This window comes from Paraburkholderia sp. 35.1, assembly GCF_050436525.1.
In the GTDB taxonomy this organism is placed as follows: Bacteria; Pseudomonadota; Gammaproteobacteria; order Burkholderiales; family Burkholderiaceae; genus Paraburkholderia; species Paraburkholderia tuberum.
On record NZ_JBNDMJ010000002.1, the window covers coordinates 2,762,365 to 2,783,595 of the forward strand.

22 protein-coding genes are annotated in these 21,231 nt (G+C 63.1%); 13 read left to right on the forward strand and 9 right to left on the reverse strand.

Features of this window, described 5'->3' with window-relative positions; all coding sequences use genetic code 11:
* Nucleotides 1–4: 4 nt before the first annotated feature.
* From OKW27_RS18545 to OKW27_RS18575, 7 genes are all read left to right on the forward strand, one after another.
* The gene (locus OKW27_RS18545; RefSeq protein ID WP_429334355.1) at nucleotides 5–298 is read left to right on the forward strand and encodes a hypothetical protein; all 294 of its coding nucleotides are present in this window, start codon (nucleotides 5–7) and stop codon (nucleotides 296–298) included.
* A gap of 92 nt (nucleotides 299–390) precedes the next feature.
* Complete coding sequence (locus OKW27_RS18550; RefSeq protein WP_429334356.1) at nucleotides 391–855, forward strand: hypothetical protein; 465 nt, start codon at nucleotides 391–393, stop codon at nucleotides 853–855.
* Between the two features lie 129 nt (nucleotides 856–984).
* Nucleotides 985–2,736, forward strand: a complete 1,752-nt coding sequence (locus tag OKW27_RS18555; RefSeq protein WP_429334357.1) for a ShlB/FhaC/HecB family hemolysin secretion/activation protein — start codon at nucleotides 985–987, stop codon at nucleotides 2,734–2,736.
* Between the two features lie 57 nt (nucleotides 2,737–2,793).
* The gene (locus tag OKW27_RS18560; RefSeq protein WP_184061842.1) at nucleotides 2,794–3,474 is read left to right on the forward strand and encodes a CsgG/HfaB family protein; all 681 of its coding nucleotides are present in this window, start codon (nucleotides 2,794–2,796) and stop codon (nucleotides 3,472–3,474) included.
* A gap of 84 nt (nucleotides 3,475–3,558) precedes the next feature.
* Entirely contained in the window at nucleotides 3,559–3,915 is a 357-nt protein-coding gene (locus OKW27_RS18565) for a DUF4810 domain-containing protein (protein WP_429334630.1), read from the forward strand.
* Between the two features lie 10 nt (nucleotides 3,916–3,925).
* Nucleotides 3,926–4,591 carry a DUF799 domain-containing protein gene (locus OKW27_RS18570; protein ID WP_429334358.1) on the forward strand — a complete coding sequence of 222 codons (666 nt, stop codon included), beginning with the start codon at nucleotides 3,926–3,928 and terminating at the stop codon, nucleotides 4,589–4,591.
* 505 nt (nucleotides 4,592–5,096) lie between these two features.
* A complete protein-coding gene (locus OKW27_RS18575; protein ID WP_429334359.1) occupies nucleotides 5,097–6,116 on the forward strand; it encodes a phytanoyl-CoA dioxygenase family protein in 1,020 nt (339 codons plus the stop codon).
* A gap of 243 nt (nucleotides 6,117–6,359) precedes the next feature.
* Here OKW27_RS18575 and OKW27_RS18580 read toward each other — a convergent pair whose 3' ends face one another.
* Nucleotides 6,360–7,475, reverse strand: coding sequence for a beta-propeller fold lactonase family protein (locus OKW27_RS18580; protein WP_429334360.1), 1,116 nt, complete (start codon nucleotides 7,473–7,475; stop codon nucleotides 6,360–6,362).
* 179 nt (nucleotides 7,476–7,654) lie between these two features.
* Here OKW27_RS18580 and OKW27_RS18585 point away from each other — a divergent pair, with 179 nt between their 5' ends.
* The 5 genes from OKW27_RS18585 (at nucleotide 7,655) to gph (ending at nucleotide 11,300) form a co-directional block, all read left to right on the forward strand.
* On the forward strand, nucleotides 7,655–8,410 hold the full coding sequence (locus OKW27_RS18585; protein WP_429334361.1) for a TonB family protein: 756 nt from the start codon (nucleotides 7,655–7,657) through the stop codon (nucleotides 8,408–8,410).
* Between the two features lie 58 nt (nucleotides 8,411–8,468).
* The gene (locus OKW27_RS18590) at nucleotides 8,469–9,236 is read left to right on the forward strand and encodes a MotA/TolQ/ExbB proton channel family protein (RefSeq protein ID WP_090809011.1); all 768 of its coding nucleotides are present in this window, start codon (nucleotides 8,469–8,471) and stop codon (nucleotides 9,234–9,236) included.
* The gene (locus OKW27_RS18595) at nucleotides 9,227–9,649 is read left to right on the forward strand and encodes an ExbD/TolR family protein (protein ID WP_429334362.1); all 423 of its coding nucleotides are present in this window, start codon (nucleotides 9,227–9,229) and stop codon (nucleotides 9,647–9,649) included. The genes OKW27_RS18590 and OKW27_RS18595 overlap by 10 nt, the downstream gene beginning before the upstream one ends.
* Before the next feature lie 146 nt (nucleotides 9,650–9,795).
* On the forward strand, nucleotides 9,796–10,617 hold the full coding sequence (locus OKW27_RS18600) for an HAD family hydrolase (protein WP_429334363.1): 822 nt from the start codon (nucleotides 9,796–9,798) through the stop codon (nucleotides 10,615–10,617).
* Nucleotides 10,614–11,300, forward strand: coding sequence for a phosphoglycolate phosphatase (gph, locus tag OKW27_RS18605; protein WP_429334364.1), 687 nt, complete (start codon nucleotides 10,614–10,616; stop codon nucleotides 11,298–11,300). The genes OKW27_RS18600 and gph overlap by 4 nt, the downstream gene beginning before the upstream one ends.
* A gap of 9 nt (nucleotides 11,301–11,309) precedes the next feature.
* Here gph and OKW27_RS18610 read toward each other — a convergent pair whose 3' ends face one another.
* From OKW27_RS18610 to OKW27_RS18645, 8 genes are all read right to left on the reverse strand, one after another.
* A complete protein-coding gene (locus OKW27_RS18610) occupies nucleotides 11,310–11,972 on the reverse strand; it encodes an ankyrin repeat domain-containing protein (protein WP_187611501.1) in 663 nt (220 codons plus the stop codon).
* A gap of 15 nt (nucleotides 11,973–11,987) precedes the next feature.
* Nucleotides 11,988–12,608 carry a c-type cytochrome gene (locus tag OKW27_RS18615; protein ID WP_090809001.1) on the reverse strand — a complete coding sequence of 207 codons (621 nt, stop codon included), beginning with the start codon at nucleotides 12,606–12,608 and terminating at the stop codon, nucleotides 11,988–11,990.
* Nucleotides 12,605–14,338, reverse strand: coding sequence for a pyrroloquinoline quinone-dependent dehydrogenase (locus OKW27_RS18620; RefSeq protein WP_429334365.1), 1,734 nt, complete (start codon nucleotides 14,336–14,338; stop codon nucleotides 12,605–12,607). The genes OKW27_RS18615 and OKW27_RS18620 overlap by 4 nt, the downstream gene beginning before the upstream one ends.
* Before the next feature lie 360 nt (nucleotides 14,339–14,698).
* Nucleotides 14,699–15,571, reverse strand: a complete 873-nt coding sequence (locus OKW27_RS18625) for a VOC family protein (RefSeq protein WP_090808997.1) — start codon at nucleotides 15,569–15,571, stop codon at nucleotides 14,699–14,701.
* 135 nt (nucleotides 15,572–15,706) lie between these two features.
* Nucleotides 15,707–16,135 carry an RT0821/Lpp0805 family surface protein gene (locus OKW27_RS18630; RefSeq protein ID WP_429334366.1) on the reverse strand — a complete coding sequence of 143 codons (429 nt, stop codon included), beginning with the start codon at nucleotides 16,133–16,135 and terminating at the stop codon, nucleotides 15,707–15,709.
* Between the two features lie 16 nt (nucleotides 16,136–16,151).
* Nucleotides 16,152–17,903, reverse strand: a complete 1,752-nt coding sequence (locus OKW27_RS18635; protein ID WP_090808993.1) for a SulP family inorganic anion transporter — start codon at nucleotides 17,901–17,903, stop codon at nucleotides 16,152–16,154.
* 82 nt (nucleotides 17,904–17,985) lie between these two features.
* Nucleotides 17,986–18,945 (reverse strand): DUF2950 domain-containing protein, encoded by a 960-nt coding sequence (locus OKW27_RS18640; protein ID WP_090808991.1) that lies wholly within the window; start codon nucleotides 18,943–18,945, stop codon nucleotides 17,986–17,988.
* A 9-nt stretch (nucleotides 18,946–18,954) separates the two neighbouring features.
* On the reverse strand, nucleotides 18,955–20,415 hold the full coding sequence (locus OKW27_RS18645) for a DUF3300 domain-containing protein (protein ID WP_429334367.1): 1,461 nt from the start codon (nucleotides 20,413–20,415) through the stop codon (nucleotides 18,955–18,957).
* Between the two features lie 330 nt (nucleotides 20,416–20,745).
* Between OKW27_RS18645 and OKW27_RS18650 the strand changes: the two genes are divergently transcribed.
* A complete protein-coding gene (locus OKW27_RS18650) occupies nucleotides 20,746–21,219 on the forward strand; it encodes a glycine zipper family protein (protein ID WP_090810400.1) in 474 nt (157 codons plus the stop codon).
* Nucleotides 21,220–21,231 lie beyond the last annotated feature (12 nt).

Below are 21,231 nucleotides of genomic sequence, written 5' to 3' on the forward strand. Positions count from 1 at the left end.
GGTTATGTCAGATGAGATCGTAAGTGGCATTATTGGTGGCCTTTTTGGGCCGTTAATCGGAAAATTTCTTGGTAAATTTCGACTATGGAAAGTTTTCGTCGTCTCGATCATCCTTTTGTATGGGGCGGCCTTTGTGTTGGGCTTGGTCGTCGTTGGATTTAAGACCACGATAGCGAGATTCGGACAGCTTTTTTTACCGCTCCCAATGCTGATTTTTCTTTCTCTATCTGCCTGCGCAACCTTCGTGGCTTTCTTGGGCCGAGATGCCATTCGAAAAGCGGGCGAAGATAAGTCTTAGCATTCCATGTACTGCAGTCGGGTTTCTATCTCAACCAGCAATTCTCTGCGGTCGGTCTGGGCGCAGCAGCGAGTGTGGGAGCGGTAAACGGCATGTTCGCGACGTCGATGTTTAGCTGGGCAGGTGTCGAGAATTCGGTAAGGAATGTTGCCACAATCCCCGGCTTTGTGCTTCAGGTCAACAAATTGGTCTTGGGACAGGCAGCGGTAAAGCTGCCCAGGCCGCTGTTCAATCGCCTCAAGGATCATCAAGCAAGTGATGAGGAGCTAACAATGATCGACGGTTTTTGGAGCGGTGTTTTTGGCGGCCTGCTTGGACCAGCCATTTCGCGTTGGCTTGGTCGGTATAGATTCTGGAAGGTTTTTATTGTTCTTCTGATAGGGATATATGCTTCATTGTTTTTCATTGGAATAGCTAAAGTTGGCCTTGCTGATTCGGCAAAAAGAATCGTTGCAATGATTTCTACATTGCCGGGAATACTTGCGCCAGTTGGAATCGCAGCGGCGCTGGCATTCTGCGCGTTCCTCGGTGCGGCGTCAGCGAAGAAAAAGGAATAGCCCAGAGAGTCAGGTGATCTATCTGATAATTTTTCGAAGGGCGAAGAAGAGTCGAGAATTGCAGGTTCTTTTTGAAAAAATGGCGTATCGATCAAGCAGCAGTTCAGTCATCAACTAAAAGCAATTCGAATGAAAATCCGCAAGAGGCTGAAGGCATTACCGCTCACAGCCCTGATAACGCTCGCCCATGCGCAGCAGACTCCGACGCCTGCGGATACCGCAGCAGCGGCACACGCCAACGCCGAGCAGAACCAGCAGGTCGAGCAGCAACGCAATGCACAGGAACGTGACGCGACGGTCAATGCGCCGTCGGTACTTTCGACCATTGCACGCGTTTCAGGCTGGCCCGAATTGCCGGTCGAAACGCCGTGCTTCCGCATCAACTCATTCGTGCTTGATGTGCCCGCGACGCTGCCGGATGCCATACGCAAACAGGGCGCATCCGCGTTGCCGCTCGACCGCTTCGCGTTCGCCCGCGAATGGCTCGACCATTACCGGGGGCAATGCGTCGGCAAGGCAGGACTCGACACGCTTACCAAGGGATTGCAGCAGACAATTCTCGGTCGCGGCTACATCACGACGCGCGTATTGCTTCCCGCGCAGGACCTGTCAACCGGCACGCTGAAGTTTGCACTGGTGCCGGGTGTCATCGGCAAGGTTCGCTTTGCGGATCCTGCCACGCGCGGCACATGGAAGTCGGCATTCCCGACGCAAAACGGCAACGTGCTGAATCTACGCGACCTCGAACAGGGATTCGAACAGATGAAGCGCGTTAGCAGTCAGGACGTGGACATGAAAATCGAACCCACTGACGTACCTGGCGAAAGCGACGTTGTCGTCACGGTAAAGCGCGCGAAGCCGTGGACGGTGGTTGCGTCGGTGGACAACTCGGGCACGCGGGCCACCGGCAAGCTGCAAGGCAACCTGAGCCTTGGCATCGACAATCCGCTCGGGCTGAACGACATTTTCAACGTTGGTGTGAGCCAGGACCTCGAATTCGGCGACAAAGGTCTCGGTTCGCACGGCTGGAACGGCTTCTATTCGGTTCCGTGGGGCTACTGGACCGGCACGCTATCGGCCTACACGAACACGTACTACCAGCAGATTGCGGGCGTCAACCAGACGTTCGTGTCGAGCGGCAACGCGCAGACTGTCGATTTCAAACTTCAGCGGGTATTGATGCGCAGCCAGAACAACGTACTTGGTGCGCAGTTCCGCCTGACGAAGCGCTTCGGTGAAAGCTTCATTGAAGACACCGATATCCCGCAGCAGCGGCGCAACAACACGTTCATCGAGGCCGGCCTGACCGATCGCCACTACTTCGGCAGTTCGCAGTTCGACGGTAGTCTCGCGTACCGTCAGGGTGTGGACGGACTCGGGGCGACACCAGACTTCTACGAGAATGGCCCGACTTACCGCTTCTGCATGGCCATCCTCGACGCGAACCTGTCGGTGCCGTTCAAGGTCGCAAGCCAGCCATTGCGTTACGTGACGAGCGTGCATGGGCAGTTCACGAACAACACGCTGAACTATATCGATGACCTGACCATCGGCAGCCGCTACACGGTGCGCGGCTTCGACGGCGAAACGATGCTCGCGGCCGAACGCGGTTTCTTCTGGCGCAACGAGTTGCAGCTACCGGTTGGATCGACGGGGCAGTCACTTTACGCAGGCATCGATTACGGGCAAGTGTTCGGACCGAACGCCGCATATCTCGCCGGTACGCAACTGGCAGGTGCGGTGATCGGTGTGCGCGGTAGTGCATCAGCAAAGGCTGGCGCGCTCGCCTATGACCTGTTCGCCGGGACGCCAATCTACAAGCCGTCAGATTTTCCCACTGCGCGCGTGACGCTCGGTTTCCAGTTGACCGCTCAATTTTGATATTCACCCCGCCGACGCTATCCGGGTTTTCGGCGTTTCAACAAAGAGGAAAACAAAATGAAGTTATCGAAAACGAATGGGCTTGGAGCCGTTGCTGTTGCCGTTGTGGTGGCACTGGGCGGATGTGCAACCGAGTCGTCGCGCTCGCTGCCGGTGCCTCCCGTCGCCAGTGCGCAGAAGCCAGCGGTGGGCCAACCCATCGGCATTTCAGTCGGCAAGTTCGACAACCGGTCGAGCTATATGCGCGGCATCTTCTCGGACGGCGTTGACCGTCTGGGTGGTCAGTCCAAAACCATCCTGATTACGGCGCTCCAGCAGACTGGGCGCTTCAATGTGCTCGATCGCGACAACCTCGACGAAATCCGCCAGGAAGCAGGCTTCCTCAAAAAAGCACAATCGATCAAGGGGGCGCGCTTCGTCATCACCGGCGACGTAACGGAGTTCGGTCGCAAGGAGGTCGGCGACCGGCAGCTATTTGGCATCCTCGGCCGTGGCAAGAGTCAGGTGGCCTACGCAAAGGTCAGCCTGAACGTCGTCGACACGACGACATCGGAAGTCGTGGCGTCGAGCCAGGGAGCGGGCGAGTTCAGCCTTTCGAACCGTGAAGTCATCGGCTTCGGCGGAACCGCCGGCTACGACTCGACACTGAACGGCAAGGTGCTCGATCTGGCGATTCAGGAGGCCGTCAATCACCTGGTCGAGCAGGTCGATGCAGGCACGCTCAAGGCCGCACAGTAAGTGTGCCGGGCCATTGCGTTCCATCCACTTTCAACCGCATCTGCCATAAATATGATGACGCGATTCACGATGAAACATAGCCGCATGATGCGGGGAATCTGTCTGCCAGTAATGGCGACAGCCATGCTCCTCGCGGGATGCGCGGCGAACCGCCCCCAGCCGCTTTACCAGTGGACCGGCTACCAGCCGGCCGTGTACGACTATCTCAAGGGAGAAAAGGCTCCGCAGGAGCAGATCGATGCGCTGGAAAAGGCCCTCCAGGACATCAGCGGCAAGGGGCACACGCCGCCGCCGGGATTTCATGCGCAACTGGGCATGCTGTACGCGAGTGTCGGGAACGACACCCAGGCCATGCAGGAGTTCGAGTCCGAGAAGCAACTGTTTCCGGAGTCCTCGACCTACATGGACTTCCTGATGAAACATAAAACGAAACAGCCTTAAGCGAGCCGTCATGTCCAGATTCCTTTCTTTCAGACTTTGGTTTGCCCTCTCGACGTTCGCGTTGTTAGCTGCGTGTGCGCAACCCGTCAAGCATGCCGATTACACCGCTTTCAGGAACAGCCGGCCGCACTCAATCCTCGTTCTACCGCCAGAAAACGAGACGACCGACGTGCAGGCGACGAACAGCATGCTTTCGCAGATGACGATGCCACTCGCCGAATCGGGTTACTACGTGGTGCCAGTGGCGGTGATGGATGAGACATTCCGCCAGAACGGCCTGACCGTCCCGGCCGATATTCAGGCAACCTCCCCCGCGAAGCTTCGGGAGATCTTCGGTGCTGACGCCGCGCTGTATTCGAAGATCACACAGTACGGCTCCGTGTACCACATCGTCGACAGTGCAACAGTAGTAACGGCGTCCGCCAGGCTGGTCGATCTCAAGACCGGTGACGTGCTATGGCAGGGTAGTGCGAGCGCTAACAGCAACGAGGGCAACAACAATGCTGGCGGTGGCCTGATCGGCATGCTGGTCATGGCAGCGATCAAGCAGGTCGCGAATTCGCTGACGGACAGGGGGCACGATATTGCCGGAGTGGCGAGCTATCGGCTTCTGCATGCCGGGCCGCCGAACGGGCTGCTTTACGGGCCACGGTCACCTCAATACGGCACTGATTGAACAATCCTCGATCAGCAGGGACCGGCTGTGGCGGCAGATGGCTCGTACGGTACTACTGCGTAGAAAGTAGGACCTGGTCGGACAGACGATGTCAGATCGTCGGTCTCAGTGCGGCCATGAAGCGTCATTCGCCCGCACCATAGCTGGGACATTCGAAAGTCGGCTCCGCTCGGCGGATCCAACCGGTCGATGCAACACAATGAACGTCTCATGAGCGGCGCGAGTGTTGCAAATGAAACTGAGGCGCCGGTGCCTCTTCAGCTGCCGCAGCTCCGGTTTCGGCTTCGCGGCGCCAGACGCGGTTCTCGTCACACAAACGGGAGACGATCAGAGATCACGGCTCGTGATCTTTTCGCTAACTGGCGCAGCCTCGGGTCTCGGCTGGCCAAAATCTTGTCGTCTTCCGACTCCGCGATTTCGACGACGTCCCTGCAACTAACATCCATTTGTCCATTTCGATTCGACAAACGGGCAGTGAGAGGTCGAAAAACCATGGGAGAAAGCAATGGCAGGCGCGCCCCTCAATATTGACGATTCGGGCTGCAGCCTTGAAATCAGCGTCGACGAGACACCGGCAAGCTCACGTCGTGTCCGGGCCGGTGACAAGCAAAATGAAGCAGCATTATTTTGCAGTGAGTTTCTCTCTGTCGACATCGATCAGATCGTCAGCGATCTAAATGAAAATGGATATTACGCCTTCCCCTCGGCGATATCGCAATACACGCTGAAAACCATCGAGCGCGACGCGACACAAACGAGAATTGGGCTGAATGAAAACTCCATCAGCGGCGTCTACTCCGAGAAACAGTACTACCTGACCAATCTTCTCGCAGTTTCGAAGACCTTCTACAACTTTGCCACCTCGTCGTTAGTGCTCAAAATCTGCGAGCGATATCTGGGCAACGAATTCCGGCTGAAAGCGCTGCGTTATTATGAAACATATGGTGGACACCATATGCAGTGGCACACCGACAACAAGACTGACAAAGCATTCGCTCATATTCCGGGAATCATCTTTATTTTTTATGTCTCGGAGGTCGAGGATGGCGAGTTTCAATATATCGAAGGCTCTCACCTTTGGTCGGGCGAAAAGGCATATAGCGACTATACCGACGAGTTTATCGAAGCGAACTACGAGTCCGCGATCAGAAGCTTCAAGATGCCCAGTGGCTCCTTGCTGATCTACAACACATACGGCATACACAGAGCGAGGCCCGTCAACAACAAGAATTTCGTCAGGAAAAGCGTCTTCCTCCAGGTAGACAGCGAAATCCAAAGGTCCGAGCCGATTATCGTCAACACCGAATTCATCACCCGGTTGAATGACCAGATCTCGATGTTTTTGGGCTTTGGGCAACCGTCCGACTATGAGGTCTTTCCAAAAACCACGCTGAACTCCTTGCCCCTCGACAAGAAGATTATCCGCATGATGACGAGATATGTTTTGTATCGCCTCTCCCGCGGGGCTTTTTCCAGGCTCCCGCATTCTGTCCGACTCGCCGTCAGGCGGCTCATCAAAAGGTAGTCGGTTGCGCGGCGGCTCGCCTGCTCTCTTATATAGGTTGCCGACTTAGGGAGTCCTTCTTCTTGAACGAGCTCGTTGCATCGCTTGCGGATGCGACGAATCTCAACTGGACGTCAAGTGACATGGAAATTTTTAGCGGGACGGTGACCTTCTGGTTCATCGACCGGGCACTCGCGGCGGCGGTGCCGCGCGCGAACGTACCGGTATGGCAGGACCCGATAACAGCTCATTCGCCCGCCTCGCTCAATGCGATTCGATCGAGCCGTCGCTGTGCGGATACGTGACGATGCCCCACGCGAGCGGCAGCTCACCGATCTGCTTGAGCGGCTGATAGCTCTTCGCGTCGAGCACGTAGACCGCGTCGGAACGACCACAAGCGACCATCAGCTTCGAGCCGTCCGGCGTGAAGCTGAAATGCCAGCAGCGCTGGCCGACCGGCACATCGGCGACATGTTCGTACGTGTGACCGTCGAACACCTGCACCACCTTGTCGCGCGCGGCGGCCACGAAGAGCCGCTGACCGTTTGGACCGAACGCGACGCCATAGGGCCCGAGTTTGGTGTCGACGGTCTTGACTACCTCGAACGTGTGCGCGTCGATCACGACGAACTTGCTGAGCGACTCCAGCGTGACAACATAATGCTTGCCGTCAGGCGACAGCCGGATGCCGCGCGGCCGCCCGCCCGCCGCGAGCTTCACGGTTCGGATCGGCGCGCCGGTTCGTGTGTGATAGATCGACACCGTATCGTCGCCTTCGTTGGTGACCAGCATCATCTGGCCGTCGCGCGAGAATTCGATGCCCTCGGTTTCGTGGCCGCTCGTGACCGAACGGATCACGTGCCAGTTTTTCATATCGATGATCGCGATTTCGGCGGGCGGCTTGTTCGCGTCGTCGTCGTCCGCGCCGGGCTTGTTGCCCGCGTTCGCTGCGGGCTTATTGTCCCCCTTCGCGTCGGGTTTGGCTCCCGGCGGCCCGCCGTCCTCGCCGGGCTCGTAGGTCACGTACGCGTAGCCGTTGCGCACCCGCACATATTCAGGGTTTTTGCCGATCTTCACGCGCTGGACCACCTTGCCCGTGGCGGTGTCGATCACCGCGAGATCGTTCGTGTTCTTGTTGGCGACCAGCAGACGCGTGCCGTCTGCGTTCAGGCTCAGGCCGCGCGGGCCACCGGCGCCGACCGGAAAGGTCTGCGTGAGCGTCATCTGGTCGAGATCTATCACGCCGACGCCGGCCTTCTCGCTCGTCACGTAGGCGAGCGGCGCGGCCGCGGCATGCGCGGCGCTCGCGGCCAGCACGAGCGCGCAGGCCAGCGCGAGGGAACGGCGTGTTGGTCGGGGGAAAATCCGTGTCTCCAGCATCGTTGTACTCCGGGTTGATATGGCGGCGCCGCGATGGTTCGCGTCATCATTTCAAGGTAGCCCACCGGGCGATTGTTTGACAACGCGGATCGGCGGGAGATTTTCCCGAATTGCTTCGCGCCGGCCGTCGCGGGTTTGAAAAGCGGGGTCGGCGGGGGACAATGAGCGCGGAGGTGGCGATGATGCTGCAAGTTGCCATGGTGAACCCAGGAAGTCCTACGAATGCCGCGGCCGGTTACCGTCGCGCGGCCATCGTGCTGGGCGCCGTGATCGCCGCGCATCTGGTGCTGCTCGCCATCGCGTTGAGCGCGCGTAACCGGATCGTCGAGCGTCCGGTCGAGCCGCGCACGATCACCGCGTCGCTGCTGAGCCCCGAGCCTCCCGCTCCGGTTGTTTCACCTCCCGCGCCGCCCCCACCCGCCGCTGTCGTTCCGACGGCGCCAACGCCGCCGGTCACGCACCCCGCCGTGCGCGTCAAACCGGCGCCGCAGCCTCGCGCGCAGGTGCCACGCAGGGTGGAAAAGCCTGTGCCGACACCGTCTCCGACACGCGAAAGCACCGCGCAGCCCGTCACGCAAGCCGCCGTGCCAACAGCCGCCGCGCCGTCGGCGGCATCGGCTTCCGCCGTCCATCCGGCGGTGCCCGCGTCGACCGAGCCGCGCAACGTGTCGCACGTCGACTGCTCGATTCCGAAGCCCGACTATCCCGACATCGCGAAGCGGCGCGGCGAGCATGGCACGGCGATCGTGCGTTTTGTCGTCGGGCTGAGCGGGCATATCGAAACGGCGCGGCTGCAAACCAGCAGCGGCTCCGCGCGGCTCGACGACGCGGCGCTCGCCGCCGTCCATGCGGGCGCCTGCCAGCCGTACACCGAAAACGGCACGCCGGTGCGCGCCGCATACTCGCAGTCGTTCGTGTTCGGACTGACCGAGTGACGCGACAGGGTGAGCGCACCGCCAAACAGACCAGGGACACCAAACGAAGGAACTCGCCATGCAACACTACGGACTCGCAAACGTCTGGGATTCAGGTGATATCGTCACGCGCGGCATTCTGAGCGTGCTCGTGATCATGTCGGTGCTGTCGTGGACGGTGATCATCGTGAAGCTGTGGCAACTGATCCGCCTCAGGCGCGCAACCCGGAGCGACGCGCGCTTCTGGAGCGCGGACCGCTTCGACGACGGGCTGCGCAGCCTCGGCCATCCGGAATCGGGCGCGCACGACAACCCGCTGCTCGCGCTCGCGCTGGCGGGCCATGAAGCCGCGACGCACCATCGGCAGACGCAGCAGCATCTGCACGACCGCATCGACGTGTCCGACTGGATCACCCGGCGTCTGCAGGACACGATGGACGAGACGATCGCGCGCCTGCAAAGCGGCCTCGCGATTCTCGCGTCGATCGGCAGCACCGCGCCTTTCGTCGGGCTGTTCGGCACCGTGTGGGGCATCTACCATGCGCTGATCGTGATCGGCGAGACCGGTCAGACCTCGATCGATCATGTCGCCGGCCCGGTCGGCGAGTCGCTGATCATGACGGCGTTCGGGCTCTTCGTCGCGATTCCCGCCGTGCTCGGCTACAACGGCCTGACGCGCGCGAACCGCTCGATCGTCGCGCGCCTGAAGCGCTTCGCGCACGGCTTGCACGCGTACTTCGTGACCGGCTCGCAGTTGCCGTCGAGCGCCGGGCCGCAGATGCGCGTGGTGCCGCGCGGCACCAACGCGACGAACGCAAACCGCGACGGAGACCTCGAATGGCAATGAGCCCTTTCTCCGACGACGACGATCAAGGTTTGATGAACGAGATCAACATGACGCCGCTCGTCGACGTGATGCTGGTACTGCTGATCATTTTTCTCGTCACCATTCCGGCGCTGCAACACGCGGTCAGGATCGATCTGCCGCACGCAAGCAGTCAGCCGGAAGCGCTCAAGCCCGCGCACGTGGACGTCGCGGTGCAGGCGGACGGCACGGTGCTGTGGGACGGTCAGCCCGTGACCGACGACGGCTTACGCGCGCGCATCGCGCAAGCCGCCCTCGCGACGCCGCAGCCGGAGCTGCATTTGCGCGCCGATCGCAAGGTGGCGTACGAGCGTGTCGCGATCGTGATGTCGGCGGCGCAGCGTGGCGGGCTGACGAAGCTGGGCTTCGTGACCGATCCGCAGTTGGGCAAATGACGCGGCGCGGCGTGCGTGTTCGGTGCGTGCCGGCACACAAAGTCCCGCTTATCGGCGGCGAAAGAATCTCTGAATTTGAATCGGCGGACGGCTCGGCTATCGTGGTGCGTGTCTGAACGGCACCCCACCCTTGCGAGGACCGCACGATGCAAGCCCTCATCTTCGACGTCGACGGCACGCTCGCCGACACCGAGACTGCTCATCTGCACGCCTTCAACGCCGCGTTCGCCGAAGCGGGCCTCGACTGGTTCTGGGACGAAGCGCTCTATTCCAGCTTGCTGAAAGTGGCGGGCGGCAAGGAGCGTCTGCTGCATTACTGGCGCACGGTCGAGTGCGAGGAAGCCGGGGGCCCGCGAGCGCGAGAGGCCGTCGACGCGCTGCACGCGCTGAAAACGCGCCACTACACCGAGCGCATGCGCGAGCGCGGCGTGCCGCTACGACCCGGCATCGCGCGTCTGATCGACGAGGCGAACGAGGCCGGTCTACGCGTGGCGATCGCGACGACCACGACGCCCGCCAACCTAGACGCGCTGCTGCAGGCGCATTTCGGCGCCAGTTGGCGCCATCGCTTCGCGGCGATCGGCGACGCCGCCACCACGCCAGCAAAAAAGCCCGCCCCCGACGTCTATCGCCACGTGCTCGAACAGCTCGGCTTGCAGCCCGCGGCCTGTCTCGCCTTCGAGGACTCGCGCAACGGCCTGCTGGCGGCGCGCGCCGCGCGCGTGCCCGTCATCGTCACGCCGAGCGCTTTTACCGCGCACGAGGACTTCGATGGCGCGCTGGCCGTGCTGCCTCATCTCGGCGATCCGCACGCGCCGATCGTTGCGATGGTGCGCGGCGAATGGCATCGCTGGGTGGATCTGGCGACACTGCGCCGTTGGCATCAAGACGCCACGCGTCGTCCCGATTCGGCTGCGCACGGCGCACTGAACGCGGACCAGGCGAACGCGAGCGCGTCACGGCAATGAACCGCGACTACCACGCTGTCCTGATCGATCTCGACGGTACGATGGTCGATACCGCGCCGGACATCGTCGCGGCTGCCGGCCTGATGCTGACGGATTTCGGCGCCACGCCGCTGCCGTACGACAGGGTGACCGGCTTCATCGGCAACGGCGTGCGCAAGCTCGTGCAACGCTCGCTGGATGCGGCGGGCCTCGGCGAGCACGTCGAACTGGACCACGCGCAGGCCGTGTTCGAGCGGCACTACGCGGTGACCAACGCGGCGCTGGGTCGGGTTTTTCCTGGCGTGATGGCCGGGCTGCGCGCGTTGCAGCAGCACGGGTACCGCTGCGCGTGCGTGACCAACAAGCCGCAGGCGCTGGCGGCGGCGCTGCTCGACAAAACGGGGCTTGCCGCTTATCTGGACGGGCTGGTCGCGGGCGACACCGTGGCGAGCATGAAGCCGTCGCCCGAGCCGCTTTGGCACGCGTGCCGGCTGCTCGACGTCGAGCCCGAACGTTGCGTGCTGGTCGGCGATTCATCGGTCGATGTCGCGGCAGCGCGCGCGGCCGGTCTCCCGGTCTTCATCGTCAGCTACGGCTATGGCAGCGCGAGCGGCGCCGACCTGCCGCGCTGCGACGCGCTGATCGATTCGTTCGAGGCATTGCCGGCGATTCTGGCGCAAGCGCGGCCGGCATTGCGTGCGTGATTCGAGTCGCTAACCCGCCGACAACAACCCCGCGACGCGCTCCGACTTCGTCTGCACCGCGATATCTTTCGCCGTCATCCCGCGATTGTCCTTCAACGACCGGTTCGCGCCGCGCGCGAGCAACAGTTGGGCGGTCTCCGCGCGATCGTATCCCGCCGCCCACATCAGCGCGGTCAGTTCGTTCTTGTAGGTCCGGTTCACGTCGACGCCCGCATCGAGCAACTGACCGACGACCTTCGTTTGCCCCTGGCCCGCTGCGTATTCCATCGCGGTCTTGCCGACGCGATCGGTCGCGAGCGGCTCGGCGCCATGCGCGAGCAGCAGCGCGACGATCTCGTCGAAGCCGCCGTAGGCAGCGGCCATCAGCGGTGTATCGCCCGGCGCGTTCGCATGCTGCACGTTCGCGCCGCGCTCGATCAGCGTGCGCGCCATCGCCGTATCGCCCTTCTTGCACGCGGTGACGAGCGCGGTGTCGCCGATCCGGTTCATCGCATCGACCGACGCGCCGCGCTGCAGCGCCGCGACGACCGACTGCTGATCGTCGTCCTTCGCGGCCGCGAGCAGTTGGCGGTTGATTTCCCCCTGGTCCTGCGCGAGCGCCGGCACCCATGCGCCGAATGCGCTGGCGAGCAGAACGGCGGCCGCAAGCTGCCGAGTGAACATGTCTGTCATGGTGTCTTCCCCGTGCTAATGCAGATTGTTGATATAAGCGGCCAGATGATGGATGTCGTCGTCGGACAGATTACGCGTCACGCTGGTCATGTTGCCCGCATCGTTGGTGCGTGTGTGCGAGCGGAAGTCCTGCAATTGCTTGACGATGTACTGATACTGCTGGCCCGCGACGCGCGGAATCTCGTTCTGCCCGGAAAAGCCACCCAGGTGGCACATCGTGCACAACAGCTCGGCGGCCTTCTTGCGGCCCGCCTCGATGCTCGCGCCATCCGCGTTGAACGGCACCGATACGGGCTTCTGCGCGGCGAAGTAGTCGGCGAGGTCCTGCATGTCCTCGCTCGACAGGTTCGCCGCCATCGGCGACATGCGCGGATCGCTGCGCCGTCCCTGCTTGAAGTCCTTCAGCTCCAGATACAGGTAGCGCGCGGTTTGCCCGGCCAGAATCGGATAGTCCGGATTGGTCGAATTGCCCATCGGCCCATGACAGGCCACGCACACCTGCGCTTTCGCCTTGCCCGCCTCGGCGTCGGCGCGCGCGCCCGACGGCAGCCATGCGGCGATCAGTCCGCCGCACAGCAGCGCCACCCATGCAGCGCGCGCCCCACCCGGCGCTCCCCGCGGCGCCGGCCGCCTCATGGCACCGCGAACACGACGACGCTATTGCCGCGCTTGAAGTCGATCTGGGTATTGCCGCCCGCCGCGACCGCGATGTACTGCTTGCCGTTGACCATGTACGACACGGCCGGCGCGTTGACGCCCGCGCCGCACTGGAACTCCCACAGCTTCTTGCCGGTGGCGGCATCGAACGCGCGGAACAGGCCGTTGCCCTCGCCGTTGAACACGAGACCGCCCGCCGTTGCAAGTACGCCGCCGATCAGCGGCTGGTCGGTCTTGTAGTCCCACGCGATCTTGCCGGTGTCGACGTTGACGGCCGACAGCTTGCCCCATTGCGCCTCGGACGGAATCAGCTTGAAGGCGCCGCCGAGCCACAGCTTGCTGCCGCCCGGATAGGCGGCGTCCTCGACCTGGTACGTCATCGGCTGATTCAGGTTGGCCGCGTAGACGAGGCGCGTTTGCGGATCGAACGCGATCGGCGACCACTCGACGCCGCCGTTTGCGCCCGGCAGCATGCGCGCGCCGGCTGCTGTCGGCAGGGTCCACATGTTTTCCTGCGGAATCATCGCCTGCGAGAAGCGGATCAGACGGCCGGTCGCACGATCATGCACGTACACGTTACCGGTCTTGCCCGCATGCACGATGCCGGGGATCATCTTGCCGTCGTTGTCGCGCACGTCGATCAGCACCGGCGGGCTCACTGCGTCGAGGTCCCAGACGTCGTGCGGCACGTACTGGTAGTGCCATTTGTACTTGCCGGTGTCGAGATCGATCGCGACGAGCGAATCCGTATAGAGGTTGTCTCCCGGCCGGATCGCGCCATACAGGTCCGGCGACGGGTTGCCGACCACGAAGTACACCGTGTGCGTTTTCCGGTCGACCGCCGGCGTCATCCACACGCCGCCGCCGAGCGTCTTGTAGAAGTCGCCGCCCTTGTCGGCCAACTGCTTCTTCTCCGCGTCGATGTCGCGCTTCTCGTCGCGGCCGGTCGCGTCTTTGGTGGCCCACACGCCTTCCTGGCCGGTTTCCGGAATCGTGTAGAAGGTCCACAGCAACTGGCCGGAATTCGCGTCGTACGCCTTCACGAAGCCGCGAATGCCGTACTCGCCGCCGTTCGTGCCGATCAGCACCTTGCCGTCGACGACCGTCGGCGCCATCGTTTCCGAGTAGCCCTCGTCGGGATTGGCGATCTGGCTTTGCCACAGCACGTTGCCGGTTTTGGCGTCGAGCGCGACGAGCTTGGAATCGAGCGTGCCCATATAGAGCCGGTCACCCGAAATCGCGACGCCACGATTGTTCGGCCCGCAACAGAACGTCGTGACCGGACCCATCTTGTGCTTGTAATGCCAGAACTCTTTGCCCGTCGTCGCATCGATCGCGTACACGTGATCGAACGACGTGGTCAGGAACATCACGCCGTCCTTCACGATCGGCGCCGTTTCCATCGACTCGTTGACGGCCGTCTGGAAGATGAACGCCGGCCTGAGCTTCGCGACGTTCGTCCGGTTGATCTGCGAGCCGGGGTAATAGCGCGTCTGCGCGTACGAGCCGTTCGGATGGAGCCAGACCGCCGTCATGCTGCCGGCGCGATCGAGCTGATCCTGGGTCACAGGCTGAAGCCTCGATGGCACCGGCGCGGCGGTGGTGGTCGAGCTGTTCTGTACTTCGTCGGCGGCATGAGCCGCAGGCAAGCCGAACGCGATGGCGAGCAGTGGCAGGCCGACAATTCCCTGAATACGGTTGAATGGCATGAGCGTCTCCTAGCTTTTTATTGTTCCTATGAATTGCAGCGCAGGAGTGCGACATGGATCCACGCGGACGACAGCGTGAAAGAGCACGATGGCGCAACCCTCGCAGACGACAAAAGCGTACGACTTCGAATCGTTGTTAGCTTTGTCAGGACGGGTCGGCTTCGCAGAGAGGGGAGAAGTGATGCACGGGTCCGCGGAAAACCGGCTCGTTTAAGGGTAGGCGATGTGTTGTGGATTTTCTAGATTAAATCGTTAAGGAGTGGCGAGCGATCAGCGTGCACCGTTGTGGTCGCTGACCGCCGCCCTGATCGTCGCGTTTTCACCTGGGTCGCTTCGCGTTGCCGCCGCTCGTTGAGCCGATCAGAACCGGCCGCCGCGCGAATCGGCCCCCTGCTGATAGTTCCGGTTGGTCTGTTCCGGATTCCGGTTCACCAGCGGGCGCGCGTAAAGTGGGTGATGCAGGCTCCGTACTTCGTGTTCGAGCCGGAAGCAACGCTCTCCGGATGACAGATCGAGCAGGTCGGCAAACCGGTATTGATGCGGCTCTTCTCCATATACCAGACCTTTTTCGGCGAGCCGTGTGAACGGCCCCGAAAAAGCAGCGGTGTAAATGGCGATATGGTGTCCGTCGTATTCAGGAATGGGCTGGGTCGTTTCCGCGTACAGCAGTTGTTGATGCGTGCCGATATCGATCACCGCGCGGTGCAATCCATGCTTCTCTTCGATGTCGACGGTCGCATCGAACATATCGCGGTAGAAGCGCGCGATAGGCAACGCGCTGCCGACCGGCACATCCATCTTCACGAACGCGATGCCCAGATCGATGTCCGACCACGGAGCCGACGCGGATCGATTGAAAGGATCGAGGCACTCGTAGCGGTTGCCCCACGGACACGTCACTTCGACACTGCCTGCGCGCTCCGTCCAGCCGAACGCGGTGCCGGCGAGCAGCGGTTCAACCGAGCGCAGCCGCCTCACCAGCGCTTCGAGCTCGCCGACCACGAGACCGACACTGCCGCGCAGACGTTGCGCCGCCCCGTGCGGCAAGTGAATCTGCGACCGGCCGACGTTGATCCACATATTCTCGACCCCGGTCATCACGAACGGATCGCGCGTGAGCCCAAGGCCGGTGACGTAGAAGGCGGTCGCGAGAATCTGGTTGGGGATTTTCAGGTTGACATGTTCGAGCAGGATCAGATTGCCGGTATCGTCGTTAGCGTAAGAGTGTTCCATGTGTTTGCCTTGTGCATGAGCCGCGAAACGCTGGACAAATTATGCATCAACAGGGCAAATGGTACGTGCTCGTGCAACTCGGGCGGCGCGGCGACGCCGCCATGTTCGGAGGCGTATGAAGCGACACGCATGCGTTTATTGCTTCAGAATCTTCCACGGCCCATTGCCGGTTTTGCAGACGATCGGCGTCCACGTTTGGGTCTGTCCTTTCGCGACCGCGGTCAGCGTCGCGGTCCGGCAGGTTCGATCGCCGTCCTTCGTCGTGTCCTGCGGCGTGACCGTGCCCTTGATCGACACGGAATTGCCGGTGCCCGCATTGCTCCACTCGTACGATTCGCCATCCTTTTTTGTATCGAGCGCCTTTTGCGCCGCGTCGTTGAGCGCTTTACGGTCGGCCTCGCGCATGTAAGTAATGGGCGTGTCTTTCAGAAAGTTCAGGTTCGCTGCGTAACACAACATGGGGCTGGCGAGCAGCGCCGCTGCCGCAAGCCACTGCGTGATCGTGTGGGCGTACGCGGCGTCGAGTGCGGGCGCGCCCGCGCCAGGACGAAATTGACGTGACATGGGTTTCTCCTCGAGTTCATCCGCGATCCGCGTCGTCCGCGAAATCGCCGTTTTGCTGGAACGCGTCGACGACGTCGGCCACCGAGCCGCGTCGGCCGATGTGGCCGACACGAACCTCGAGCCCCTCGGCGCGCAGCATGTCGCGCACGTCCGCGTGCGCGCCGACGACCTTCATCGCGGCGCCCGCGGCCTCCAGCGCGCCGTGCATCGCTTCGAGCATGCGCGCGCCCGCCAGATCGACGACCGCCGATGCGGACAGATCGCAAATCACGAGCCGGACCGGTTCGGGTGCGGTGTGGATCATGCGCCAGATCGTCTCGCGCACGTGCTCGACATTGAAGTACAGCAACGACGCCTCGACACGCACCGCCAGCACATGCGCAATCGTCTCGTTCTCGGCATGACGTTCGAGATCCGAGAAATAGCGCGTGCCGGGAATACGCCCGAGCATCGCGACATGCGGATGCGCAGCGCGGTGGATGATCAGCAGCATCGACACGAGCACCGCGACGATGACGCCCTTCAGGATGCCCAACAACAGCACCGCCGCGAACGCCACCATCGAAATCGCGAATTCGAAGCGGCTCACGCGCCACACATGACGCAGTTCGCCGACGTCGACGAGGCCCTTCACGGCCACGAGCACGATCGCCGCCAGCACGACGTTGGGCAGATTCGCGAGCAGTCCGGTGAGGAACATCAGACAGAAGCCGATCGCGAGCGACGCGAATACCAGCGCAAGCGCACTTTTCGCGCCGGCCTTGTCGTTCACCGACGATTGCGAAAGTCCTCCCGCAACCGGAAAGGCCTGGAACAATCCCGCCGCCAGATTGGCCGCGCCGAGACCCAGCAATTCCTGGCGGGCGTCGATCTCGTAACCATGTGCCTGCGCGAGCGCGCGCGCGGCCGAAACGCTCTCGACGTATGCCAGCAACAGGCACGCGAACGCCAGCGGAACGATGCCGTCGACATCGCGCAGCCGCAGCCCCGGCAGACGGAATTCAGGCAAGCCTTGAGGCAGCGCGCCCACGAGCGTGAAGCCGCGGCTGGCCAGCGGCGTGACGGACAACACGACGATCGAGGCAGCGACGACGGCGAGCGCCACCGGACGCCCCGGCAAAAACTTTTCGCCGAGCAGCAGCAACGCGATGCAAACGAGGCCGAAACCGAGCACGCCGAGGTTGGTCAGCGGAAGCTGCCCCCACAGCACGGCGATCCGTTCGAAGAAGAATTCGCCGCCGCCTTTCACCCCGAACAGCTTCGGTAGCTGGGTCATCGCGATCGTCAGCGCGGCGCCCGCCTTGAAGCCGAGCAGGATCGTCTCGCTGATGAAGCTGACGAGCGAACTCAAGCGCAGCAGCCAGCCGATCACGCACATGCACGCGATCAGCACGGACGTGAGCGCCGCGATCGAAGCCCAGCGCGAGGGGTCGCCCCCGGCCATCGGCACGAGCGTCACGCCGACGAGCATCGAGATCGCCGAGGTCGGGCCGATCGCGAGCTGGCGCGACGAGCCGAACAGCGCATAACAGAGGCCGCCGACCAGATAGCCGTAGATGCCGTATTGCGGCGGCAAGCCGGCGAGCGACGCATAGGCGAGCGATACCGGAATGCCATAAGCCGCGAGCGTCACGCCGGCGACCGCGTCCTTCGCGAGCCATCGAGGCTGATAGCTTCGCAGCCACTGCGCGGGAGGAAACGCGCAGCGCCACCCGCGCGCGGGTGGCGTGGAAGACGCGCGGCCGGTGACGCTCTGTGGATGGTTCAACGTAGCGCCTCGAGTACGGAAGCGGACCTGACGGAAGCACGGGCGCGCTGTACGGCCTTCGCCTCAGCCAACCCGGAGCGGCTCAGAGCGAATCCTTGACGCGCTGCCACGTGTGATCCGGATTGAACTCGGTCACAGGCGGCGCGTGCGCGCCACGGTCCTTCTGGTAGATGACGCCGTTGTTGTTGACCACGAAGGTCATCACGCCGCTCGTGCCGTACCGCGCCGGGTAAGCGACCATCGCGAAACCCGCGATCATGTGGCCGTTGATCACGTAGCTGAACGCGCCGCCCGGCGCGTTCTTGCCCTGCCGCGTCAGGATGTGGAAATGGTAGCCCCGGTAAGGATCGCCCGCCGCGTGGCCTTTCAGATATTCGGAACTCGCGGCGACGAGCGGTCCGAACGGACTCTCTTCTTCGTCACTGTTTTCGTCGGTGGGCCAGTAGAGACCGTCCTGCTTGCCGGGTGTGCTGGCCAGCTTCTGCGCGTATTCGAGCAGGCCGTCGTGGTTCCGGTCGCGCGACGCGTATTGACGCTGCGCGCCGATATAAGCCTGCAGCACCTTGATCGCTTCGAGTTCGTTGGCGCCGATCCGTCGATTGATCAGTTCTTCTTCGCCCTGCTCGGTGGCGAAGCGCCAGGTGCCGTCCTCTTTGACGATCGGTATCGGCATCGGCCACGCCTCGTCGCCGACCAGCAGAATCCGCCGGTTCGGGCCCCTGTCGTCGAGCAGGTGATAGGCCTCGATCTCCTTGCTCGCCTTGGCCCAGTTCGCCTCGTTCTCCGCCTGATCCGGCGATACCACGAGGCTCTTGTGCGCTTCGCCGAAGATCGCGACGAGCGACGCTTCGTCGTCGGTCTTCAGTGCGCTGGACAGCGCGGCGACCGCGTCTTCCGGGGTGGCGAAAGTGCGCTGCCCCGCGGCGAGCGCGGCCAACGGAATCGACAGCGCGAGCACCATCGCGCACAGCCGACGCGATGTGGCCACACGTCGCCGCGAATCGTCGCGTGGGCGCTTTCCGGTGATGCTTTGTCCGCTCATGGCTGCTCCTTATCGCCGTCCGCCGCCGCGGCCGCCACCGCCACCGCTGGGCCGCGGCGAGAATCCACCACCGCCACCGCCACGGCCGGCACCGCCGGAGAACCCACCGCCACCGGAATTTCCGCCGCCACGCGTCGATTGACGGCTCGCCGCGCCGCGCGCGCTGTTGGCTTGCGCGTCGCGCGCCGAGCCGTAGCCGCTGAACGCATCGCCGCCGCCCCCAGGCGACGCGCGCTGACTCACCTCGCGTGTGCCCGCCGACGCCGTCGGACGCTGGGACGCCTGCGGCCGCCCTTGCGCGCCAGCACCGCCGCCCGCGAAGTTTGCGCCGGCGCCGCCACCCGCGCCGCCACCTGCATAGTTTGCGCCGCCGCGGTTGCCGCCCGCCAACCCACCGCCCGCGCCCGCGCCTGCACCCGCGCCGCCGCCGCGCGACGGCGGATCGCCGACCCGTTGCGTGCGCGCCGAGCGATCCGAGATACCGCTGACCTGGCCCGGCTTCTTGTCCGAGGTCCACGCGGAGGTGCCCCCTCCCTGCCCGCGTCCACCGCCGCGGTTGATGTCGCCCGTGTTGATATTGCCGCGCTCGACGTTCCTATCGCCGCGCTCGACGTTTCTATCGCCCCGCTCGACGTTTCTTTCGCGGTTGATGTTGATGTTGTTGTTGCCGCCGCCTCCGTAATGCGTTTCATAGTGCCCGCCGTTCCAGGCGGCGGTAATCGCCGCGCCCCAGATCAGCCCCGTCGCGAGCGCGGCGCCGGGCGCGTACGGATAGTAGTAGGCCGGATAGGGCGTGGGCGCGTAGGCGTAGGTCACGGGCGCGCTGGCCACCACGATGGTCTGCGGGTTGTACTGCGGCACGTAGATCACCTGCGGATCGGCCGGCTGGATCTTGATCACTTCCTTCTCGACCACCACGACCTGCTTGTCGTCGGATTTCAGATGCCCCGCCGACTGCGTTTGCCGCCGGAAGCGCTGAATCGCTTCGAGCACCGAGCCCTGGTCGGCAACGACGGCCTCGCCGAGATTGATCGTCCAGTCGAGATCGGTGCTCATGTTCTTGACGATGCTGGGGTAATTCAGCAGCGCCTTCACCGGATCGTGCCACGCGTCGTTGAGCTTGAGCGACTTATCATTTTTGTACTGGTCGAGAAAGCGATCGGCCTGCACGATTTCGACGGGATAGGTGGAGGCAGGAAGAATGATCGCGATCAGATCGTCCGGATATAGCGCGATCGGTCCGACGAGCTTGTCGAGCGCCGCCGCGGAAACGGGTGCGTTCGGGGCCGCGTTCGCCGGGGCGTTCGCGGCCGGCGCCTGCGCCAGCGACACCGCAGTGGAGAACGCGCCGCAGCACGCCAGAAGCGCGGCGCCCAGTACATGGCTGATGCGTCGCGCGCGCTTCGCCTCGTCGTCGAGCGCCGTTGCAAACGGGATGATGCGTGTACGAGCACGCGAATCGCGGTCCATCGATGCTTCCCCTTGCGCTTTGTCAGCGGCCCCGGGCGGCATGGCCATGATCTTTGACAGACAGTTGTCCGAAGCAATGAAAACGACCTGCACCTGTCGCATGAATACAGTTTGGAAACCATGGACGAAATTGCAAATACGACCTTGGTCCGATTGCGCGCGACAGGCCCGCGACACCATGATGAAAGCGAACCTGCCATTGCTGCGCATCCACCGCGCGGCAACCGGTCCCACCAGAATTCCCATTCACGGGTGCCGGTTGCGCCCTCACGCCTGAGCAAACAGGAAGCCGGCGACTCGCACCCGCGTGTGCCCACGCAAGGAGCTGTCGTGAACAAGTCTACGAAATATGCCGTGATCGCCGCGTTGAGCGCGTCGCTATCGCTGGAAGGCCTGGCGCAATCGAGGCCGATTGCCTATCCGGCCAGAGGGCAAAGCCCGCAGCAACAGCAGCAGGACGAAGGCGCCTGCTATTCGTGGGCGAAGAGCAATACCGGCATCGACCCGACCATGGTCGCCAATGCCCCGCCCCCGCCTTCCGGCCCCGCGGTGGGAGGCGGCGAGCGCGTGCAGGGCGCCGCGCGCGGCGCGGCCGGCGGCGCGATCATCGGCGCGATTGCGGGCGACGCCGGCAAGGGCGCGGCGATCGGCGCGGCGACCGGCACGATGGTCGGCGGGTCACGCGCGCGGCAGAACCGGCGCGCGGCCGCGACACAATCGCAGGCGCAAACGCAGGGCTCGATGGACACGTTCAATCGCGCTTTCGCCGCCTGCATGTCGGGGCGGGGTTACACGGTCAATTGATCGCGCAAGGAG

Excerpts from the sequence above, each read along its gene's own strand:
- OKW27_RS18545 (WP_429334355.1), top strand. The coding sequence starts at position 5 with ATGTCAGATGAGATCGTAAGTGGCATTATTGGTGGCCTTTTTGGGCCG.
- OKW27_RS18550 (WP_429334356.1), top strand. The coding sequence starts at position 391 with ATGTTCGCGACGTCGATGTTTAGCTGGGCAGGTGTCGAGAATTCGGTA.
- OKW27_RS18555 (WP_429334357.1), top strand. The coding sequence starts at position 985 with ATGAAAATCCGCAAGAGGCTGAAGGCATTACCGCTCACAGCCCTGATA.
- OKW27_RS18560 (WP_184061842.1), top strand. The coding sequence starts at position 2,794 with ATGAAGTTATCGAAAACGAATGGGCTTGGAGCCGTTGCTGTTGCCGTT.
- OKW27_RS18565 (WP_429334630.1), top strand. The coding sequence starts at position 3,559 with ATGATGCGGGGAATCTGTCTGCCAGTAATGGCGACAGCCATGCTCCTC.
- OKW27_RS18570 (WP_429334358.1), top strand. The coding sequence starts at position 3,926 with ATGTCCAGATTCCTTTCTTTCAGACTTTGGTTTGCCCTCTCGACGTTC.
- OKW27_RS18575 (WP_429334359.1), top strand. The coding sequence starts at position 5,097 with ATGGCAGGCGCGCCCCTCAATATTGACGATTCGGGCTGCAGCCTTGAA.
- OKW27_RS18580 (WP_429334360.1), bottom strand. The coding sequence starts at position 7,475 with ATGCTGGAGACACGGATTTTCCCCCGACCAACACGCCGTTCCCTCGCG.
- OKW27_RS18585 (WP_429334361.1), top strand. The coding sequence starts at position 7,655 with ATGATGCTGCAAGTTGCCATGGTGAACCCAGGAAGTCCTACGAATGCC.
- OKW27_RS18590 (WP_090809011.1), top strand. The coding sequence starts at position 8,469 with ATGCAACACTACGGACTCGCAAACGTCTGGGATTCAGGTGATATCGTC.
- OKW27_RS18595 (WP_429334362.1), top strand. The coding sequence starts at position 9,227 with ATGGCAATGAGCCCTTTCTCCGACGACGACGATCAAGGTTTGATGAAC.
- OKW27_RS18600 (WP_429334363.1), top strand. The coding sequence starts at position 9,796 with ATGCAAGCCCTCATCTTCGACGTCGACGGCACGCTCGCCGACACCGAG.
- gph (WP_429334364.1), top strand. The coding sequence starts at position 10,614 with ATGAACCGCGACTACCACGCTGTCCTGATCGATCTCGACGGTACGATG.
- OKW27_RS18610 (WP_187611501.1), bottom strand. The coding sequence starts at position 11,972 with ATGACAGACATGTTCACTCGGCAGCTTGCGGCCGCCGTTCTGCTCGCC.
- OKW27_RS18615 (WP_090809001.1), bottom strand. The coding sequence starts at position 12,608 with ATGAGGCGGCCGGCGCCGCGGGGAGCGCCGGGTGGGGCGCGCGCTGCA.
- OKW27_RS18620 (WP_429334365.1), bottom strand. The coding sequence starts at position 14,338 with ATGCCATTCAACCGTATTCAGGGAATTGTCGGCCTGCCACTGCTCGCC.
- OKW27_RS18625 (WP_090808997.1), bottom strand. The coding sequence starts at position 15,571 with ATGGAACACTCTTACGCTAACGACGATACCGGCAATCTGATCCTGCTC.
- OKW27_RS18630 (WP_429334366.1), bottom strand. The coding sequence starts at position 16,135 with ATGTCACGTCAATTTCGTCCTGGCGCGGGCGCGCCCGCACTCGACGCC.
- OKW27_RS18640 (WP_090808991.1), bottom strand. The coding sequence starts at position 18,945 with ATGAGCGGACAAAGCATCACCGGAAAGCGCCCACGCGACGATTCGCGG.
- OKW27_RS18645 (WP_429334367.1), bottom strand. The coding sequence starts at position 20,415 with ATGGACCGCGATTCGCGTGCTCGTACACGCATCATCCCGTTTGCAACG.